Origin of the sequence: Albirhodobacter sp. R86504 (genome assembly GCF_042466415.1) — a bacterium.
In the GTDB taxonomy this organism is placed as follows: Bacteria; Pseudomonadota; Alphaproteobacteria; order Rhodobacterales; family Rhodobacteraceae; genus Albirhodobacter.
In genome coordinates, this window is sequence record NZ_JAXHCH010000002.1 from 1,443,956 (window position 1) to 1,462,689 (window position 18,734).

19 protein-coding genes and 1 tRNA gene are annotated in these 18,734 nt (G+C 58.9%); 11 read left to right on the forward strand and 9 right to left on the reverse strand.

From position 1 onward, the window contains the following. Positions 1-93 precede the first annotated feature (93 nt). Entirely contained in the window at positions 94-579 is a 486-nt protein-coding gene (locus tag SJY32_RS08960) for a hypothetical protein (protein WP_376874017.1), read from the reverse strand. A 241-nt stretch (positions 580-820) separates the two neighbouring features. On the opposite strand from SJY32_RS08960, the gene SJY32_RS08965 reads away from it, so the two are divergent. After that, entirely contained in the window at positions 821-1,246 is a 426-nt protein-coding gene (locus tag SJY32_RS08965; protein WP_376874019.1) for a SufE family protein, read from the forward strand. Positions 1,247-1,412: 166 nt separating this feature from the next. Here the strand turns inward: SJY32_RS08965 and SJY32_RS08970 are convergent, their stop codons facing one another. From SJY32_RS08970 to dksA, 5 genes are all read right to left on the reverse strand, one after another. Further along, the gene (locus SJY32_RS08970) at positions 1,413-1,772 is read right to left on the reverse strand and encodes a RidA family protein (protein ID WP_376874021.1); all 360 of its coding nucleotides are present in this window, start codon (positions 1,770-1,772) and stop codon (positions 1,413-1,415) included. 169 nt (positions 1,773-1,941) lie between these two features. Further along, positions 1,942-2,015: transfer RNA gene (locus SJY32_RS08975), tRNA-Gly, on the reverse strand. 114 nt (positions 2,016-2,129) lie between these two features. Continuing rightward, positions 2,130-2,684 carry a fasciclin domain-containing protein gene (locus SJY32_RS08980; protein WP_376874023.1) on the reverse strand — a complete coding sequence of 185 codons (555 nt, stop codon included), beginning with the start codon at positions 2,682-2,684 and terminating at the stop codon, positions 2,130-2,132. Positions 2,685-2,913: 229 nt separating this feature from the next. Continuing rightward, on the reverse strand, positions 2,914-4,116 hold the full coding sequence (locus tag SJY32_RS08985; protein ID WP_376874025.1) for an FAD-dependent monooxygenase: 1,203 nt from the start codon (positions 4,114-4,116) through the stop codon (positions 2,914-2,916). Between the two features lie 148 nt (positions 4,117-4,264). Continuing rightward, the gene (gene dksA / locus SJY32_RS08990) at positions 4,265-4,687 is read right to left on the reverse strand and encodes an RNA polymerase-binding protein DksA (RefSeq protein ID WP_376877656.1); all 423 of its coding nucleotides are present in this window, start codon (positions 4,685-4,687) and stop codon (positions 4,265-4,267) included. A gap of 346 nt (positions 4,688-5,033) precedes the next feature. On the opposite strand from dksA, the gene SJY32_RS08995 reads away from it, so the two are divergent. Further along, positions 5,034-5,873, forward strand: coding sequence for an AAA family ATPase (locus SJY32_RS08995; RefSeq protein WP_376874027.1), 840 nt, complete (start codon positions 5,034-5,036; stop codon positions 5,871-5,873). A 359-nt stretch (positions 5,874-6,232) separates the two neighbouring features. Here SJY32_RS08995 and SJY32_RS09000 read toward each other — a convergent pair whose 3' ends face one another. Further along, positions 6,233-6,883, reverse strand: a complete 651-nt coding sequence (locus SJY32_RS09000; protein WP_376874029.1) for a Crp/Fnr family transcriptional regulator — start codon at positions 6,881-6,883, stop codon at positions 6,233-6,235. A gap of 321 nt (positions 6,884-7,204) precedes the next feature. Here SJY32_RS09000 and SJY32_RS09005 point away from each other — a divergent pair, with 321 nt between their 5' ends. From SJY32_RS09005 to SJY32_RS09045, 9 genes are all read left to right on the forward strand, one after another. After that, positions 7,205-7,693 carry a DUF2852 domain-containing protein gene (locus SJY32_RS09005; protein WP_376874031.1) on the forward strand — a complete coding sequence of 163 codons (489 nt, stop codon included), beginning with the start codon at positions 7,205-7,207 and terminating at the stop codon, positions 7,691-7,693. 222 nt (positions 7,694-7,915) lie between these two features. Then, a complete protein-coding gene (locus SJY32_RS09010) occupies positions 7,916-8,746 on the forward strand; it encodes an arginyltransferase (RefSeq protein WP_376874033.1) in 831 nt (276 codons plus the stop codon). A 251-nt stretch (positions 8,747-8,997) separates the two neighbouring features. Then, positions 8,998-10,104, forward strand: coding sequence for a TRAP transporter substrate-binding protein (locus SJY32_RS09015; RefSeq protein WP_376874035.1), 1,107 nt, complete (start codon positions 8,998-9,000; stop codon positions 10,102-10,104). 159 nt (positions 10,105-10,263) lie between these two features. Beyond that, positions 10,264-10,650, forward strand: coding sequence for an SUF system Fe-S cluster assembly protein (locus tag SJY32_RS09020; protein WP_376874037.1), 387 nt, complete (start codon positions 10,264-10,266; stop codon positions 10,648-10,650). 224 nt (positions 10,651-10,874) lie between these two features. After that, positions 10,875-11,951, forward strand: a complete 1,077-nt coding sequence (locus SJY32_RS09025) for an alkene reductase (RefSeq protein WP_376874039.1) — start codon at positions 10,875-10,877, stop codon at positions 11,949-11,951. A 124-nt stretch (positions 11,952-12,075) separates the two neighbouring features. Further along, on the forward strand, positions 12,076-12,435 hold the full coding sequence (locus tag SJY32_RS09030) for a HesB/IscA family protein (protein ID WP_376874041.1): 360 nt from the start codon (positions 12,076-12,078) through the stop codon (positions 12,433-12,435). Between the two features lie 139 nt (positions 12,436-12,574). Further along, entirely contained in the window at positions 12,575-13,318 is a 744-nt protein-coding gene (gene tpiA / locus SJY32_RS09035; RefSeq protein ID WP_376874043.1) for a triose-phosphate isomerase, read from the forward strand. Between the two features lie 312 nt (positions 13,319-13,630). Then, positions 13,631-14,227, forward strand: coding sequence for a TRAP transporter small permease subunit (locus tag SJY32_RS09040; RefSeq protein ID WP_376874045.1), 597 nt, complete (start codon positions 13,631-13,633; stop codon positions 14,225-14,227). Further along, positions 14,224-15,984: a TRAP transporter large permease subunit gene (locus SJY32_RS09045; RefSeq protein WP_376874047.1), complete on the forward strand. Its 1,761-nt coding sequence runs from the start codon at positions 14,224-14,226 to the stop codon at positions 15,982-15,984. The genes SJY32_RS09040 and SJY32_RS09045 overlap by 4 nt, the downstream gene beginning before the upstream one ends. Before the next feature lie 169 nt (positions 15,985-16,153). Here the strand turns inward: SJY32_RS09045 and ilvN are convergent, their stop codons facing one another. Then, the gene (gene ilvN, locus SJY32_RS09050; protein ID WP_376874050.1) at positions 16,154-16,714 is read right to left on the reverse strand and encodes an acetolactate synthase small subunit; all 561 of its coding nucleotides are present in this window, start codon (positions 16,712-16,714) and stop codon (positions 16,154-16,156) included. A gap of 79 nt (positions 16,715-16,793) precedes the next feature. Next, positions 16,794-18,548 (reverse strand): acetolactate synthase 3 large subunit, encoded by a 1,755-nt coding sequence (locus tag SJY32_RS09055; RefSeq protein WP_376874052.1) that lies wholly within the window; start codon positions 18,546-18,548, stop codon positions 16,794-16,796. Between the last annotated feature and the right edge of the window lie 186 nt (positions 18,549-18,734).

The following is an 18,734-nucleotide window of genomic DNA, read 5'->3' on the forward strand; positions in this document are numbered from 1 at the left end:
AGGCCGCCCGGGCGACAGTTTGGCGCGCTTTGTCAAAAATTGCGGAGGTTGAACGCGGCGGCACGCGTGGCAAAAAGCCGCGATTAAAGCCGGTTACGGGCGAACCGACCGTGTGCCGTTCGCGGCCGCGACGGTAATCGTGCGCACGCCGTCGAGCTTGTAGATCGACACGAAGGTTGCCACGGTGATCTCACGTGAGCCCGCGTTGAGAACGCGCGTGCGCTCTGGCGTGTCAGGCAACGGCTCGGAGACGACGAAGCGGAATGTCAACTCGCCCTCAACAGGCTCGCCATCCCCCACGGGCATCAATTCCGCGTCCCACCATCCTTGGGTCGGCGGCAGGCCTTTTGCCACCACCATGACGCCGCCGTGGACTTTCTTTAGATCCAACTGCGTGAGCTGCGCGATCTCAATCCGGTTGTCGTTTGGCGCTTCGGCATAGCCTTCCTCAGGCTCCAACGTCGTAACGTCAGGCGCACCACCGCCCCACCAGTTCATCGGGTTGATCCGGCTCTCGGAAAAACCGCAGCCCGAGAGCGTGGTAACAAAGGCGAGCGCGAAAAACAGCGGCTTGGACATGGATCCCCCGACGGGTTGGAGCGTTCTGGGTGGCAAAGCCCCCCCTCCGGCCTTGGGTAGCGCAACACGCGGCGTTTGAAAAGACCGCGCGCGCCACGGGCGGCAGGCCAAGCCCGCGCTGCGGGACACAGTTGCGCGACCGTTGCCCTGCGCGGACGGGGGGTAGGGGGGCCGCCCCATCAACCCAACTGGACGCGCCCGCCCTCACGCGCTAGGTCATGTGCAAGGCTAGGAGAGTGATATGACCAGCGCGTTTGAAGACCTTGCGGACACATTCGAATTTCTCGACGATTGGGAAGACAGATATCGCCACGTAATCGAGCTGGGCCGCGCGATGCCGCCTCTCGACGATGCGTTTAAAGTGCCCGCACTTAAAGTGGACGGTTGCGCAAGTCAGGTTTGGATCAAGCCCGAGATTTCGGGCAGTGGTGCGAATGCCGTATTTGATTTTCAAGGTGAATCGGATGCGATGATCGTGCGCGGGCTGATCGCGGTGCTGCATGCGCTTTATGCTGGGCTGACGGTTGCGCAAGTGCTCGAGATCGACGCGGGCAAGGAGCTGGCGCGGCTCGGGCTCAATGATCACCTGTCGGCGCAGCGCTCAAATGGCCTACGCGCAATGGTGGAGCGGATTGGCCAGCAGGCCTCGGCGGCGATGGCTGCGTAACGCGGTTGCAAGGGCGCATTTCCCGCCTCGCTTGAAAACCGCGTTCTCGCCCACTGGGGGGCGCGCAGACCGGGCCTATACGGCGCATGTTGGGGGGCGGTTGCACCGACAGGCGCCGAAGTAACGTCATAGGCCCGGGGGGACGAGCCCCCCCGGGCCTTGTTGATCAGACCGCCGCGGTGACGATGATCTCGACTTTGTAATCAGGCGTTGCGAGTTTGGATTCGCCAGTCGCGCGCGCGGGTGTGTGACTTGCGGGAACCCAAGCGTCCCAGACGGCATTCATCTCCGCAAAATCGGCCATGTCGGCGACCCAGATTTGCGCCTTCAAAACGCGCGTCTTGTCGGTGCCCGCGAGCGCCAGAAGGCGATCAACTTCGGCAAGAATTTCCGTGGTTTGCGCTGTGACGCTCTCGCCCGGCGCGCCGACTTGGCCTGCCAGATACGCGATGCCGCCATGCACGACGCAACCGCTCATACGTGCGCCGCATTCGATACGTTGGATGTCGGAATTTTTGTCGGACATATCAGAAGGCCTCCGGACCTGTTGGGGATTTTGAATGCCGATTTGATACTGTCTTCGCGCAGCGCATACCAGTGGCGTTCGACCGCAATCGCCCCACAAACAGGCAAAACCCGCGGGCAAACTCGTCGCCTGTGAAAGACCGGAGCTCAGCGCAAATTATCGGGAGGCTTGGAGCGGGTGAAGGGAATCGAACCCTCGTATTCAGCTTGGGAAGCTGCTGCTCTACCATTGAGCTACACCCGCGTTGGGGGCTGATTAATCTTGAAACGGTGTAAGGTCAAGAGGGGGAAGGAGCGTACGTGCTCCTCCCCCCTCAAGTTCAGATGTATAACTCACCGCGGGTGTCCCGCAGGTGGATTAGCTTGCTGGCAGGAGAACCGTGTCGATCACGTGGATCACGCCGTTCGACTGCTCGACATCCGCGATCGTGACGGTGGCGGTGTTGCCTTGGCCATCTTCGATCATCATCATGCCATCGGCATATTTCGCGGTGTACTCACAGCCGCCGACCGTCGTGAACGGGTGCATACCGCCCTCGTCCTCGATCATGCCTTGCAGCGCATCAGCCATGACCTTTTTGCCAACCACGTGGCAGGTCAGGATTTTGGTCAGGGTCTCTTTGTTTTCCGGCTTCAACAGCGTCTCGACGGTGCCCTCTGGCAGGGCTGCGAACGCGTCATTGGTCGGTGCGAAAACGGTGAACGGGCCCTCGGACGACAGTGTTTCGACGAGGCCAGCGGCTTGCACAGCTGCGACGAGCGTCGTGTGGTCCGCCGAGTTCACGGCGTTTTCAACGATGTTTTTCGTGGGGAACATTTCTGCGCCGCCGACCATCGGGTTGGTTTCAGCGAATGCAGTGGTGGCGAGCATGGCGGAAGCAGCAAAAGTCGTAAAGATCGTTGCGTTTTTCATGTGTCGTCTCCGGTGTTGTTAAAGCGGTGGTCATCCACGCGCTGTGTATTGGAGAGACGGGCCTGCGCTGAGTTAAGTTGCAAAAAATGCATCACGAAGACATCACGACGAGACACGGACGCGTGATAGTCGTATTTTAATATACATTATCAATTAGTTAGGGAAAGAATTTTTTTATACATTTATTCCGAAAAAGTCAGCAACTTCGAGAATGCCGCCCGATCAGGGTTCAACCGCCGGTGACGTCATGGGCATAAACCCAGTCAAACCGCTTTACGAACTGACGCGGCGCAATTGCCCCGATCGCACGCAGGCCCAAATGCCCGACCGTGCGCTTTAGCCCAGACAGGTGGTAGTTGCGCGCATTGGCATTCGCAGCAGCAACGATCCGCGCGCAACGCGGTTTGCGCCGCGCCTGATAGAGACGGATCGCCTCCTCCGCCTCTGTTGACGCAAGAAGATCCGCAAGAACCCAAGCGTCTTCCAAACCCATTGATGCCCCTTGCGCAAGAAACGGCAAGGTCGGATGCGCGGCATCTCCGAGGATCGCGACCGCGCCTTTCGGCATCGCGGCGCCCCAGTGCTCTGCCACCTCGTGACGGAACAACCCCCACAACATCGGCGCCTCAACCTGCGCAAGCCATCCCTGAACCAGCGGACAGAAATCGGCGAACGCTTCGCGCAGACGCATCGGATCGTCCCGCAGAGCATAGCTTTCCTCGACCCAGCGATTCCGCTCCTCAACCGCGACAATATTGCGAAGTCCGCCTTGCAGCGGATAGCTCACGAGATGCCGCCCCGCGCCCATGAACACCTGCGCTACGTAGGGGCGGGCAGTGTCCGCGCGCGCGGTGTCATCCGCAATCGTCGCGCGCCAGCAGATCTGCCGCGTAAAGAACGGTGACGCCGCCCCGTTGAGCGCAATGCGCGCCTTTGAGTGCAACCCGTCCGCGCCGATTAGCAGATCCGTGACCAGTTCCGCCCCCGTCGCCATCACCACACGCGGAGCCTCACCACCCAGATCCACCTCGCAGACGCGCTGCAACAGACGAATTTGAACACCCGCCTCGCGCGCGCCCTGTTCCAACAAAGAGATGAGCTTGCCGCGGTGAACTAGCCGGTAATCGGCGCCCCCCTGCCCGCCCTCGGCCCCCGTCGCACCGATCGGCAGCCACACGACACGCTTGCCCGTCTCGCCGTTCAAAAGTTCCGCCGCTTGTGACGGAAGGCTCGCGGCCTCCAGCTCGGCCCCAAGCCCCAGCGCCGCGAGAACCTTTACCCCATTGGGCGAGATCTGGATGCCCGCACCCGCCTCACGGATCGCCTCCGCCTGCTCCAACACGGTCACGCGCGCGCCGCGCATCGCGAGGGCACGCGCAACGGCCAGCCCTGCGATACCGGCGCCCAAAACTGTCACCTCACGCCCGATCATCTTGTCCCCTCACAGGCCCCGCCCTCACGGGCCAAGACAAATGCCGGAACTCCTCTCAGAGATCCGGCACCGTTACGTTTCAATGGTGTGACAAGCCACGCGCCTTGCAACGGGTCCGTGCAAGAACAGCTTGTGGCCTGTGCCGCGATCAATCCTCGCGGTGCACCTTCTCGCGGCGCTCGTGACGCTCTTGCGCCTCAAGTGTCATCGTCGCGATCGGGCGCGCATCCAACCGTTTGAGCGAAATTTGCTCACCCGTGATATCGCAATACCCGAAGTCGCCATTATCAAGGCGGCGCAGGGCGGCATCAATCTTGCTCACGAGTTTCCGCTGGCGATCCCGCGTGCGTAATTCCAGCGCGCGATCTGTTTCCTCCGAGGCACGATCCGCGATATCGGGCACATTGCGCGCCGAATCCTGGAGACCTTCGAGTGTTTCTGCGGATTGTTCGAGCAGTTCGGATTTCCATGTCAAAAGCTTGCGACGGAAATACTCGACTTGCCGTTCGTTCATAAATGGCTCGTCTTCGGACGGGCGATATTCTTCGGGAAGAATAACTTCGGCTTTCATAACTTCTTCCTTATCCGGAATAGGCCGCATGGAAAGCTCCAAAGGCTGAGCTGACGGCCTCGGCGCAGGCAATAGCGCAACGAATGATGGATGTCACGCGCGACTTTGTGATTTTATTAACGATGAGATATGAACGCCGCAGTCTTGCAGTTTTCCTTTCTTTCGCGCACGCGTGCGCGGCAGACCCGCCCGAAAGCAGGCTAAATAGCAGGCGCCGCACAGCTTGCCGTTACAGCGCAGCCCGCTATGATTGCGCGCAATCTTGCACGATCCGATCTACGCGGGCCTTCGGGGACCCAACCGACGGGATCAGACACATGCCCCTATCCATCTTTGGAGCCCAGCCGTGAAATTTGAATCGACCCGCTCATACGTCGCCCCCGCCGATCTGATCGTGGCGGTCAATGCCGCTGTCACGCTGGAACGCCCGTTGCTGGTGAAAGGGGAGCCGGGGACGGGGAAAACCGAACTTGCGCGGCAAGTTGCGCAGAGCCTCGGGCTGGAGATGGTGGAGTGGAACGTGAAATCCACCACGAAGGCCCAGCAAGGGCTCTATGAATACGATGCCGTCTCGCGCCTGCGCGATAGCCAGCTGGGCGATCCACGCGTGAATGACGTGAAAAACTACATTCGCAAAGGGAAACTTTGGCAAGCATTCGAGGCGGATCAAAAGGTTGTTTTGCTCATCGACGAGATCGACAAGGCGGATATCGAGTTCCCGAACGATCTGTTGCAAGAGCTCGATCGGATGGAATTCCACGTCTATGAGACAGGCGAAACCATTCGCGCGCGTCACCGCCCCGTCATCATCATCACATCGAACAACGAAAAAGAGCTGCCGGATGCGTTTTTGCGGCGCTGTTTCTTCCATTACATCAAGTTTCCTGACGCACAAACGCTGCGGGCAATCATCAACGTGCATTTCCCCGATCTGAAAGAGGCGCTTTTGGCAACCGCTCTCACGCAGTTCTTCGAGATCCGCGAGACGCCAGGGTTGAAGAAAAAGCCCTCCACATCTGAAGTTCTTGATTGGTTGAAACTCCTCGTCGCCGAGGATTTGCAGCCCGAAGATCTCACACGTAAGGGGGCGGATCTCCTGCCAAAGCTGCACGGAGCTCTGCTGAAAAACGAACAGGATGTGCATTTATTCGAGCGTCTGGCGTTCATGGCGCGCCGCGAAAGATAGGCCTGCGCCCGAGCTGCGCCGATGTTTGCGCAATCATGGCCTTAGGGGCGTAAAAACATGCCTATAAAATGCACCGAAAGTCGCGCACGCGACACACGCGCCCTGAAAGCTGTTCTACGCTGCAGGGGCATTGCGCAGGAGAGACTGGGCTTCGCCCCTTCTCTAATTCCCCTGAACGGCTTGTTTTAACGAGTGTATTTGTCATCTTCGGCGTTATTTTCGTGCCGGTCGAATTGGAGGCGAGCGTTCGCAATTACGAATGCTCGCACTCTACCTCTCCCCCTCAAAAAATCGTGACATGGTCGGGGTTCGCCTGCACGGCTCGTGCGTCCACGTGCCCGATCTTGGGCCCCAATGCCCTAGTCCGAGAACATGACCTCCAGCCCTCTGGGCAGCAAGATTTCGATCTCCCCCTTGCGCAGGGCAATCACCCCGTTCGCCTTCAACCGCCCCAGAACCTTATTCACCGTCTGGCGTGAACAGCCCGCCGCAGTGGCAAGATAGGCTTGGCTCACCCGTATGACCGGCCCTGACTGCGAGAGATGCTTGAGGTAGCTCGCGATGCGCATTTCGACGGGCTGAAACTGATCCACCGCTTTAAGCCAATTGTCGCGCCGCAAGCGCTCGACATAGGCGCGCATGATGTTCCGCACGACCACATCATGCTGCAAAAAGGCGAGAAAAGACGCCTCCGGGCAAAACAGCATCACCGTATCAGGCCGCGCCAGCGCGTTTCCGACGCAGGGCATTTGCGCGATGACTTCGGGCTCGCCTACGGTTTGCCCTTCGGTGAGATGGGTGATGATCGCGCGGTCCCCCGCCTCATTGTCGCAAGAAATTTCAACCGATCCGGAGGCGATGATGAACACGCCTTCGGGTAGGACGCCTTGCATCAACACCTCTTGCGCCGTTCGGTATACGCGCATGGCGCAGCCATCGAGGAACGAAGCCGCCTCGTGCTCGCCCAACCCGTCAAACAGGAAGCACGCTTTCAGATGTGGAAATCTCACCGAGTTTTTCATGCAAGCGGCCAAATTTTGTGAAGTCTTGAAATACAGGGAGTGCAACTACGACAAGGTATCTGCCCCCACCCCCTTTGCGTCAAGCGTCTTGCAGGAGTTTTGGCCCATTTGAACGCCGTCATAGGGCGGGATTGGGCCAGCAAACGCGAGCGACAGCGGGGCCGGCTCGAAAATGTAAATCTTTTTCACATACCCCTCTTGCAATGCCGATGGGGGATCACGATCTAGGTGATGTAAATGGCGTTCACATACCGCAAGGCGCGGTGCAGCGGATGCCTGAACGCACACACATATCCTGAGGAGGATAACATGTCTGATTTCACTTCTGGCGCCGCACTCAATCAACCTCGCGGCAATTGGGCTTCGAACGCTCTCGCATGGCTGGATCAATACGGCCGCAAAGCATGGATCGCGCTGATGGTGTTGTCCTTCATCTTCGCCGGCCCGCTCGGTCTCGTCGTGCTTGCCTTTATGCTTGGCACGGGGCGCTTCAAGCGATCGAGCTATCCGCGCTCGGCCCAATCCACGGGCTGCACCTTCCGGACGCGCCACGCCACGCATCACATCAGCCGCGCCTCCGGCAACCTCGCCTTTGACGCCTACAAGGCCGATACAATCGCCCGGTTGGAGCGCGAGCAGGCCGAGTTTGAGTCCTTCCTGATCCGCCTGCGTGAAAGCCGCGACAAAGCCGAGTTCGATCAATATCTCGAGCAGCGCGCCAAAGAGGCATCGGCAGAAGGTCATGACGATGGGGCATCCGGGCAGGATCAGGATCATCCTTCGCGCGGCTCTTACTGAATGGGCGCACGCGGCGCGCAATGACGCCCTGCGCGCCACCTGATCAACACCGTCGGAAGCCGTCGCACACCTTGCGGCGGCTTTCTCTTTGGGCGGCGTGGCGCGCGCGCCGACCTCGTTCACACCTGCACTGCGCGTGATGTGACAAGATTGCTTGGAAAATCAGGCTTGGCGCGCCAGCGTTCTCTTGTTAGCGTGTCCTTGCCTAGGACATTTGTAATCATGCGACATTCCCTCCCCCTTTCCCCGCAGTTCTACGTAACAGCGCCCCAACCCTGCCCCTACCTTCCCGGTCGGGCGGAGCGGAAGCTGTTTACCGCCCTGCAAGGAGACGGCGCGGAAAAGCTGAACAATTCCCTGTCTCGGCAAGGGTTTCGCCGCTCGCAAAACGTGCTCTACCGCCCGTCTTGCGCGGATTGCACCGCGTGTTTGTCCGCGCGTATCCGTGTCGCGGATTTCACCCCGTCCCGTAGCCAGCGCCGCGTGTTGAACCGCAACATCGAGATCAAGCGCGCCGCCACCTCGCCTTGGGCGACGGAAGAACAATTCGCACTGTTTCGCACCTATCTCGATAGCCGACACGCCGACGGCGGTATGGCGGATATGGACATCTTCGAATTCGCCGCGATGATCGAGGAGACACCGATCAAGAGCCGCGTCGTCGAATATCGCAGCCCCGCCACCGCCGGTAACAAGGCGCGCCCGCTGACGGCGGTGTGTTTGACCGACGTGCTCGATGATGGTGTGTCGATGGTCTATTCGTTCTACGACCCCATGAAGCAGGATCAATCCCTCGGCACCTATCTGATCCTCGATCACGTCGAAATTGCCCGGCGCGCGGGCCTTCCCTATGTCTACCTCGGCTACTGGGTGCCGGGATCGCGCAAGATGGGGTATAAGGCGAATTTCTCGGCGGTCGAGATTTTCAAGGGCGGTCAATGGGTTGATCTGGGTGATCCCAATGATCACGCCGATGAGGCAACCCCGATTGCCGTTCCCCCCATCGCAGAGCAGGTCGCCCAGATCACCCTGCCCGATACGCGCCAGATCTAAGCGGCCCAACCAAGCGCTGCGATATAAAACTGCGCAATCGCCCGTTTATATTGCAGTGATGTGACCTCGATCGCCCTCAACGCGCAATTTTGGTTTGTGGACGCGGCCTACCTATCCCAATTTCCCAAAAAATATTCCGTTTCTGCGGCAGGTCGCACTAGACAGGCCTATCCGGTCAAGTAAAGTGACCACATATCGCGTCAGGGAGTGGAGCCTTGATGCCAAAATTAACAATCCAAGGGAGGATCCTAATGGACCGTCGCTCATTTATCCGCAAAGGCGCGCTCGGTGGCGCCGCCGCTGCCGCGACCGCAGCAATCGCAGCACCAGCCGCCGCGCAAGATATGCCCACCGTCACCTGGCGTATGACCTCGTCCTTCCCGAAATCGCTTGATACGATTTACGGCGCGGCCGAGACCATGGCGGATTACGTGAAGGCGGCCACCGGCGGCAAGTTCACGATCCAAGTCTTCGCAGCGGGCGAGATCGTGCCGGGCCTGCAAGCAATGGACGCCGTATCGAACGGCACCGTTGAGGCTTGCCACACCTGCTCGTACTACTACTGGGGTAAAGACGCGACCTTCGCGCTCGGCACCGCAGTGCCGTTCAGCCTCAACGCGCGCCAGCAAAACGCTTGGTTCTACTACGGCGGCGGCAACGAGCTGATGAACGAATTCTACGCCGATGTCGGCATTCACGCCCTGCCATGTGGCAACACCGGCGCGCAGATGGGTGGCTGGTTCCGCAAGGAAATCAACACCGTAGACGACCTCAAGGGCCTGAAAATGCGCCTTGGCGGTTTCGCCGGCAAAGTGATGGAAAAGCTTGGCGTTGTGCCACAGCAAATCGCAGGCGGCGACATTTACCCGTCGCTTGAAAAAGGCACCATCGACGCGACAGAGTGGGTCGGCCCGTATGATGACGAGAAGCTCGGCTTCTACAAAGTCGCGCCTTACTACTACTACCCAGGTTGGTGGGAAGGCGGCGCGGCGCTGCATTCCATGTTCAACAAGGAAGCCTATGAGGCCCTGCCGGAGGAATATAAAGCCGTTCTCAACGCGGCTTGCGAAGCGGCGAACGCCAACACGCTGGCATCCTATGACTACAAGAACCCGACAGCCCTCAAAACCCTGATGGCGAATGGTGCGCAGTTGCGTCCGTTCTCGGCAGAAATCCTCACCGCCTGCTACAACGCGGCGCAAGAGGTTTATGACGAGCTGCTGGAGACAAACGCGGCCTTCAAAAAGATCTACGACAGCCAGCTCGCCTTCAAGCGCGATGCTTATGTCTGGGCGCAGCTGTCCGAATACAACTACGATACGTTTATGATGATCCAACAGCGCAACGGCGCGCTCTAAGATCGCGAAAAGACACGAGAGGCCCCGCATCACCTGCGGGGCCTTTTGCTTTGCGGGGTGGCCCCGCGCCAAACGCACAAACGACGATCTGCGCCGCGTGCTCTGGACCTTTGGTGGAAAATCCCTATATAAACTCTCGACAATATGTGCGAGAGAGCCATGAATTCCGAACACCAAGCCCCGCAAGAAAACGATATCGGTCCTGTAGAGGGCGAGCCTCTGATCAGGCCGTCATCGACAGATCACCCGCTTTATGAGGATATCGTCGACGCCTGCCGCACGGTGTTTGACCCAGAGATTCCCGTGAACATCTACGACCTCGGCCTCATCTACACCATTGATATCAATGCGGAAAACGATGTGAATGTGACGATGACGCTCACCGCGCCAGGCTGCCCCGTCGCGGGCGAGATGCCGGGATGGGTTGTGGACGCCGTGGAACCTTTGCCAGGCGTCAAATCCGTCAATGTCGATATGACCTTCGATCCGCAATGGGGCATGGATATGATGTCCGACGAGGCGCGATTGGAATTGGGCTTCATGTAAGCTGATCTAAATCGCGACAGGTAGCGGCCCCAATTGGGGCCGTTTTTTATTGCCCGACTTTGTGCACTGCCGCAGGGAAGCCGCGACGTTGCGTAAACTTATGTGCGTTTTTGCGCATATCTGTGGGCGCTCCTATGCGCTTGCGGGAACAAACATCCGTCATACTTGTTGTATCAGCAAAGGGGTCACACGGCCCCTCCCCGCAATGATGATTGGGAGTCCCTATGACCGACCAGCTTTTCACGCCAACCAAACTCGGCGACATCGAACTTAAAAACCGCGTCGTTATGGCGCCGTTGACCCGCAACCGCGCGCCGGACTCGATCCCCAATGACATGATGGTTGACTACTACCGTCAACGCGCAAGCATGGGGCTGATTATTTCCGAAGGGACGCAAGTCTCGCTCCTCGGTCAGGGATATGCTTGGACACCGGGCATCTGGAACGACGACCAAGCCAAGGGCTGGCGCAAGATAACAGATGCGGTGCATCAAGAAGGCGGCAAGATCGTCGCGCAGCTTTGGCACGTGGGGCGCATCTCGCATCCCTCGTTGATCGAGGGTGCTGACCCGATCGCCCCTTCCGCCATCGCCAGCGGCGCGAAGACATTCGACGGCGAAGGCTTCGTGGAGACGCCAACGCCGCGCGCGCTCGCGATCAATGAAATTCCGGGCATCGTCGACGAGTTCCGTAAGTCCGCACGAATCGCGATCGATGCCGGATTCGACGGGGTCGAAATTCACGGCGCTAACGGCTATCTGATCGATCAATTCTTGCGCGACACCTCCAACACCCGAACCGACGATTACGGCGGCAGCATTGAGAACCGCATCCGCTTTGCGAAAGAAATCGTGGAAGCTGTGACCGAGGAAATCGGAGCCGGCCGCACAGGCATTCGTATCTCCCCCTTCTCGAACGCCAATAACGTCGGGCTGGATAGCGACACCGAAGGCTTGTTCGGTGCATTCATCGATGTGCTCAACGGGTTCGATCTTGCCTATGTGCACGGGATCGAAGGCCAAACAGGTGGCGAGCGCGACCATATGGAGGGCATGAAGCGCCTGATCGCGAAGATCAAAGCGCCGTACATGGCCAATAACGGCTACGACCTCGAGCTTGCCGAGGAAGCCGTTGAGGAAGGCAAAGGCGTCGCGGCGGTGGCGTTTGGTCGGATGGCCATCGCCAATCCAGATCTGGTGGAGCGCCTGAAGGCAGGTGGCCCGTTCAATGAATTGAACGCGGACCGGCTTTATGGGGGCGGGCCCGATGGCTATACGGATTATCCGTTCCTAAACGACTGATCCGCCAAAACCCAGTAAACTGTGGCTGATCTGGCGAAGGTGACGATCGTCAACAACGGGGGCGCGCTCTTGCATAGGGCGCGCCCCAAGCCTATCTAAGAAGACAGAGCCTAGGAGAGACATCATGTTCGGCATTCCCGGCAAACCGCCAGTTTCCATCACCCCCCGCGCCGCCAAGCAAATTGCGGCGCTAATGGAACGTGAAAATGCAGCAGGCCTACGCATCGGCGTGAAAAAGGGCGGCTGCGCGGGTATGGAATACACGATGGAAGTCGCCGCAGAAGCAGCGCCGATGGACGAGGTCGTCGAGGACGGCGCCGCACGCGTTCTGATCGCGCCTATGGCACAGATGTTCTTATTTGGCACCGAGATCGACTATGAGACCTCGCTGTTGGAGCAAGGCTTCAAGTTCAACAACCCCAATGTATCGGAAGCTTGTGGCTGCGGAGAGTCGATCAAGTTCAAGGACATGCCCGAGGCCTGATCACCGCAGGTAGGCGCTGGATAAGGGCGCCCCTGACTTTAGTTTTGCATGACGAAAGCGCGCCCCTCCGGCGCGCTTTGTCTTTGCACGGGGCAGCGCAAGCGCCTAAGCTGCCGCAAACCTAGAGGGAGGCACATTAATGGCGCGCAAAATCGCTGCAGGCAATTGGAAGATGAACGGCACTCGTGCCGCGCTGGCGGAGGTCGAGGCGCTTGTGAACGCCCACCCTGCCCCGCGTGTGGGCGTGATTTTATGCCCGCCCGCGACCTTGATCTGCGCCATGAAGGCGATCGCTGGCCCGATCGCGGTAGGTGGGCAGGATTGCCATGCCGAGCCGTCGGGCGCACATACGGGCGATATCTCCGCGCAGCAACTGTGTGATGCGGGCGCGAGCTACGTTATTTTGGGCCATTCAGAACGCCGAGCGGATCATGCCGAAACCGATCCGCAAGTCGAAGCCAAGGCGCAAGCTGCGTGGGCGGCCGGTCTGCAAGCGGTGATCTGCATTGGTGAGACGGAGACCGAGCGCGATGCGGGCACGACCTTGGCCGTCATCGGGGAACAGCTCTCGGCTTCGGTGCCCGAGGGCGCGACGGGCGCGAATACGATTATCGCCTATGAACCGGTTTGGGCGATTGGCACGGGCCGCACGCCAACCCTCGCACAGATTGCGGAAGTGCATGATTTCTTGCGCGCGGAACTGGCCGAACGCTTCGGCGCGGATCAAGCGACAGAGTTCTCGCTGCTCTATGGAGGATCGGTGAAACCCTCAAACGCCGCCGAGATTTTCCAAGTTGCGAATGTCGACGGGGCGTTGGTTGGCGGCGCCTCTCTCAAAGCGGCCGATTTCGGCCCGATCATCGCCGCGCTCGAAAGCATCTGATTCCATCACCTTCGACATGTCGCGTATGAAAGAGGGCCCCAGCGCCCTCTTTTTTCAATGTCACAAGGGCGAAAACCGTTTTCGGGTCCGCGAAACCCGGCGCGTGATTTTCCAAAATTTATTTAGATGCAATCGCTTAGCGATAGGCCGCAAATTATGGTCTAATTTCCGAACCAATTCTTAGCAAACAGATTGACCGGCGCGCCCGCCTCCTCGTAATAACGCGAACGGCAGACACCCGCCATTGAACAAGCCCCGATACGAAGGGCGCAAGCTAGAACGGGACTGCCTTCTTTTTCAGGGGAGAAACTCATGGGTGGATTGCTAGCCCTTTCAGGGGCAATCGACCGAATTAACGAATGGATCGGCAAAGCCGTTTCATGGTTGATTCTCGTGGCCGTGCTCGTCAGCGCGTCCAACGCGGTCTTGCGTAAAACGATGAACATATCATCGAATGCGTGGCTTGAATTGCAGTGGTATTTGTTCGGGGCGGCTTTTCTGGGCGCTGCGGCCTACACGCTCAAGCAAAACGAACATATCCGCATCGACATCCTGTACGGCAGCCTATCGCGCCGCAAACAGCATTGGATCGATCTGTTGGGGCATCTGACGTTCTTGCTGCCTTATGTTCTTGTTATGCTTTATTTCCTCGTGCCTTACGTGACTTTGTCGATGAATTCGGGCGAGGTCTCGCAAAACGCGGGCGGGCTGGTGATCTGGCCGGCGAAGATGCTGCTCTTGATCGGATTTATTCTGCTTCTTGCGCAGGCCATCTCCGAGATCGTCAAGAAAATCGCGGTGATGCAGGGGCTGATCGAGGACCCCACCCCGTTTGTGCCTCATCAGGCGGCAGCGGCATTGGAGGACACGTCGCTGGGCGGCGCAGATGACACGGGGTCACGCACATGATGGAACTCATTGCGCAGAACATGGCGCCAATCATGTTCCTTTCGCTGATCTTCTTCTTGCTAGTCGGCTATCCCGTGGCCTTTGCCCTTGCGGCGAACGGCCTGTTGTTCTTTGTGATCGGCGTTGAACTTGCGCCGCTGTCGGAAGGGGCGATCAACCTCTCTTGGCCATTGCTCAACGCGATGCCAGAACGGTTCTGGGGCGTTTTGTCCAACGAGACATTGCTTGCGATCCCCTTCTTTACCTTTATGGGCATCGTGCTGGAGAAATCCGGCATGGCGGAAGATCTGCTGGATACGATCGGGCAGCTTTTTGGCCCGGTGCGCGGCGGTCTGGCTTATGCGGTCATCATCGTGGGCGCGCTTTTGGCGGCAACGACGGGCGTTGTGGCGGCATCCGTGATCGCGATGGGGCTTATCTCACTGCCGATCATGCTGCGCTATGGCTATGATCGCTCAATCGCCTCGGGCGTCATCGCGGCCTCCGGTACGCTGGCCCAAATTATCCCGCCATCGCTCGTGCTGATCGTGCTGGCCGACCAGCTCGGCCGGTCGGTAGGAGATATGTATAAGGGCGCGATGATCCCGGGTCTGGTGCTGACACTCATCTATCTGGGCTATGTCGCCTTGATGTCTGTCATCCGCCCCAAATCGATGCCGGCTCTGCCGGTTGAGGCGCGGACCTTGGGATCGGGCGTCACCTCACTGTTCATCGCGCTGGCGGCGGCGGCGGGGCTGTTCATCTTCGCGAAAGGCTACCTGACGGTTAATCATAACCCTGCCGATGCCGGTATTCTGGCCGCGGCGTTGGCGGTATCGGTGCTCTACGTGCTGGCGCTGATCGACAAGACGGCGAAGATAAACATCATGTCGCGCTTGGCACAGCAAGTCATCATCGTGCTGATCCCGCCATTGGCGTTGATCTTCCTTGTGCTTGGCACGATCTTCCTCGGCGTTGCTACGCCGACTGAAGGGGGCGCGATGGGGGCTGTTGGGGCGTTGATCCTTGCCTTCCTCAAGAAGCGCCTGACGGTTGATGTTGTGCGCCAAGCTTTGGCGGCCACAACGCGCCTCTCGGCCTTTGTGATGTTCATCTTGCTCGGTGCGCGCGTGTTCTCGCTCACGTTCTACGGTGTGAACGGGCATATCTGGGTTGAGCATCTCCTGACATCCTTGCCGGGTGGTGAGACTGGCTTCTTGATCGTGGTCTCGCTTTTGGTGTTCTTCCTTGCGTTCTTCCTCGACTTCTTCGAACTCGCCTTCATCATCGTTCCGTTGCTGGCCCCTGCGGCTGAAAGCCTCGGAATTGATCTGATCTGGTTCGGGGTGATCTTGGGAGTGAACATGCAAACCTCGTTCATGCATCCCCCGTTCGGCTTCGCGCTGTTCTTCCTGCGCTCTGTCGCGCCCAAGGTTCCCTATCTTGACAAGGTGACCGGCAAGCTGACCGATCCTGTAAAAACCTCGCAAATCTACTGGGGCGCCGTGCCGTTCGTGTTTATCCAGATCCTCATGATCGGGATCGTGATCCTGTTCCCAGGCATGGTGATGCATTACAAGGGCAAGCCGATTGACCCCTCGACGGTTGATTTCACGCTTCCAGACATGCCCGGGTTGGGCGGTCTGGGCGGTTTGAGCCTTGGCGCACCCGCTGGTGGTCAAGCGCCTGCCCCCGGTAACGGGGCCGCCAATGGCGAGACGGTGGCGCCTGCGACGGGTGGCCTTGGTCTGGGAATGGGTGTTCCCAGCTTCCAATAAAGCCTAACCGCAAGACAGTTCTGAAGGGGCCGCGGATCAAACCGCGGCCCTTTTTATGTAAAGCTCGCGACGCTGGCCGGCCGCAGTAACAAAGGGCCCCCCTTTTAAAAAGGGAGGCCTCGGGATCTATCTATCTGGAATACTGCCTTTCACGCCGTCGGCGCGACGATCAGACCCCGCGCGAGAGGGCTGCAACGCCGGTGCGCGCGACATCAACGAGGCCGAGCGGGCGCATTAGATCCGCGAAAGCGTCGATCTTCTCGGGCGTCCCCGTGATCTCGAAGACGAAGCTCTCCAAGGTGCTATCCACCACATTCGCGCGGAAAATATCGGCCAAACGCAGGGACTCAACGCGCTTTTCATCCGTTGCAGCAACTTTGAACAGCGCAAGCTCACGTTCCACCGAAGCCCCCTCGACGGTGAGGTCATGAACCTCATGCACAGGCACGATCCGGCCCAATTGCGCGCGGATCTGCTCAATCACGGCCATCGTGCCGCGCGTCACAATCGTGATCCGCGAGCGGTGGCCCTTATGGTCGACCTCAGCAACGGTGAGGCTGTCGATGTTATACCCCCGCCCCGAGAACAACCCGATAACCCGCGCGAGCACCCCCGCCTCGTTATCCACGAGAACGGCAAGCGTATGCGCGCTTTCGACGTCGGAATTGCTGTCGCGCAGATCGTAGGCCGAATGGCTGGTGGAGCCTTTTTTGATATTCAGAGCGGCCATTGCCTCTCTCCTTTTCTCGAATGTCGCCACTTGCGTGAAACCCGATCACCGAGGGCCGAGCCCCGTGATCGGGCCGTGATTATACCAGAACTGCGCCGCTCGACTGGATCGCATCCGCAATCGCGCCGTCGCCCAAAATCATCTCGTTATGCGGCTTGCCTGACGGGATCATCGGCAGACAATTTTCGTGCTTCTCGACGCGGCAATCAAAGAGAACCGGGCCCGGATGATCGATCATTTCCTGAATGCAGGCATCGAGCTTGGCCGGATCATCGCAATAAATGCCTTTCCAACCAAAAGCTTCCGCCAGTTTCACAAAATCGGGCAGGCTTTCGGACCACGACGACGAATAGCGCTCGCCGTGCAACAATTGCTGCCACTGACGGACCATGCCGAGACGTTCGTTATTCAAGATGAACTGCTTAACCGGCGCTTGGAACTGCGTACAGGTGCCCATTTCTTGCATGTTCATCAACCAAGATGCTTCGCCCGCAACGCAAATCACCAGCGCGTCCGGGTGCGCGACCTGAACACCGATCGAGGCGGGGAAGCCGTAGCCCATCGTACCCAAGCCACCCGACGTCATCCAGCGATGCGGGTCTTCAAAGCCGAGGAATTGCGCGGCCCACATCTGGTGCTGGCCGACCTCGGTTGTGATGTAGCGATCTTTATCTGCGGTCAGCGCCTGCAAACGCTCCAATGCATATTGCGGTTTGATCGTGGTTTCGGACGTCGCGTAATTCAGGCATTTTACTGCCTTCCATTCCTCGATCTGCGTCCACCACTGCGACAAGGCTTCCTTGTTGACCTTGCGGCCACGCGCCTTCCAAATCTTCAGCGCATCTTCAAGCACATGCCCGACATCCCCCAAAATCGGCAATTCAACGCGGATGACCTTGTTGATTGACGACGCGTCGATATCGATATGCGCTTTACGTGAGGTTGGGGAGAAATCGGAAATCCGGCCGGTGATCCGGTCATCGAAACGCGCGCCGATGTTGATCATCACGTCGCAGCCATGCATCGCGAGATTGGCCTCGTAAAGCCCGTGCATCCCGAGCATGCCAAGCCACCCTTTGCCAGATGCAGGATAGGCGCCCAAGCCCATCAGGGTCGACGTGATCGGGAAGCCGGTCGCATCCACCAATTCGCGCAGCAACTGACACGCCGCCGATCCGGAATTGATAACGCCGCCGCCCGTGTAGAAGATAGGGCGTTCTGCGGTCTCGATCATCTCGACGAGCTTGGTAACCTCATCCTGCCCTGCTTTCACGCGGGGCTGGTAGTGATCGACCTTCGCCGTTTTCGCCGAGCGGTATTCGCCGGTCGCGAACTGAACATCTTTAGGAATATCGATCAACACAGGCCCCGGACGGCCGGACGTTGCGATATGGAACGCCTGATGGATTGTCTCGGCAAGCTTGTCGGTTTCTTTCACCAACCAGTTATGCTTGGTGCAAGGCCGCGTGATCCCCACGGTGTCGGCCTCTTGGAAACCGTCTGTGCCGATCATAAACGTTGGAACCTGACCGGAAAACACGACCAACGGGATGGAATTGAGTAAAGCATCCGTCAGGCCCGTTACGGCATTGGTCGCCCCCGGCCCCGATGTCACCAACACGCAGCCCGGCTTACCGGTCGAGCGCGCATACCCTTCGGCCATGTGAACGGCCGCCTGTTCGTGGCGTACGAGAATATGGCGGATCTCATTTTGCTGGAAAATCGCATCATAGATCGGAAGCACAGCGCCCCCTGGATAGCCGAAGATCGTATCCACGCCCTGTTCTTTCAGAGCTTCAACCACCATTTCCGCGCCCGTCATCTGCCGTGACATCATCTTACTCCATCAGCCCTTTAGCCAAGAAAAAGCCCCCGAATTTGGCGGGGGCGCATGGGAACCAAAATGGTCAACCGTCACCGGCCCATACGCCAACACCTGAAAATTACGAGGACACCACGCATCATGCGCTCCTTGCTAGTATCTTTGGGGACATTAGGCAGGCCGCAGGGGGGCGTCAAC

Excerpts from the sequence above, each read along its gene's own strand:
- SJY32_RS08965 (WP_376874019.1), top strand. The coding sequence starts at position 821 with ATGACCAGCGCGTTTGAAGACCTTGCGGACACATTCGAATTTCTCGAC.
- SJY32_RS09005 (WP_376874031.1), top strand. The coding sequence starts at position 7,205 with ATGTCTGATTTCACTTCTGGCGCCGCACTCAATCAACCTCGCGGCAAT.
- ilvN (WP_376874050.1), bottom strand. The coding sequence starts at position 16,714 with ATGGCCGCTCTGAATATCAAAAAAGGCTCCACCAGCCATTCGGCCTAC.
- SJY32_RS09025 (WP_376874039.1), top strand. The coding sequence starts at position 10,875 with ATGACCGACCAGCTTTTCACGCCAACCAAACTCGGCGACATCGAACTT.
- SJY32_RS09055 (WP_376874052.1), bottom strand. The coding sequence starts at position 18,548 with ATGTCACGGCAGATGACGGGCGCGGAAATGGTGGTTGAAGCTCTGAAA.
- SJY32_RS08970 (WP_376874021.1), bottom strand. The coding sequence starts at position 1,772 with ATGTCCGACAAAAATTCCGACATCCAACGTATCGAATGCGGCGCACGT.
- SJY32_RS08985 (WP_376874025.1), bottom strand. The coding sequence starts at position 4,116 with ATGATCGGGCGTGAGGTGACAGTTTTGGGCGCCGGTATCGCAGGGCTG.
- SJY32_RS09030 (WP_376874041.1), top strand. The coding sequence starts at position 12,076 with ATGTTCGGCATTCCCGGCAAACCGCCAGTTTCCATCACCCCCCGCGCC.
- SJY32_RS09040 (WP_376874045.1), top strand. The coding sequence starts at position 13,631 with ATGGGTGGATTGCTAGCCCTTTCAGGGGCAATCGACCGAATTAACGAA.
- SJY32_RS08980 (WP_376874023.1), bottom strand. The coding sequence starts at position 2,684 with ATGAAAAACGCAACGATCTTTACGACTTTTGCTGCTTCCGCCATGCTC.
- SJY32_RS09010 (WP_376874033.1), top strand. The coding sequence starts at position 7,916 with ATGCGACATTCCCTCCCCCTTTCCCCGCAGTTCTACGTAACAGCGCCC.
- SJY32_RS09020 (WP_376874037.1), top strand. The coding sequence starts at position 10,264 with ATGAATTCCGAACACCAAGCCCCGCAAGAAAACGATATCGGTCCTGTA.
- SJY32_RS09045 (WP_376874047.1), top strand. The coding sequence starts at position 14,224 with ATGATGGAACTCATTGCGCAGAACATGGCGCCAATCATGTTCCTTTCG.
- SJY32_RS09015 (WP_376874035.1), top strand. The coding sequence starts at position 8,998 with ATGGACCGTCGCTCATTTATCCGCAAAGGCGCGCTCGGTGGCGCCGCC.
- dksA (WP_376877656.1), bottom strand. The coding sequence starts at position 4,687 with ATGAAAGCCGAAGTTATTCTTCCCGAAGAATATCGCCCGTCCGAAGAC.
- SJY32_RS08960 (WP_376874017.1), bottom strand. The coding sequence starts at position 579 with ATGTCCAAGCCGCTGTTTTTCGCGCTCGCCTTTGTTACCACGCTCTCG.
- tpiA (WP_376874043.1), top strand. The coding sequence starts at position 12,575 with ATGGCGCGCAAAATCGCTGCAGGCAATTGGAAGATGAACGGCACTCGT.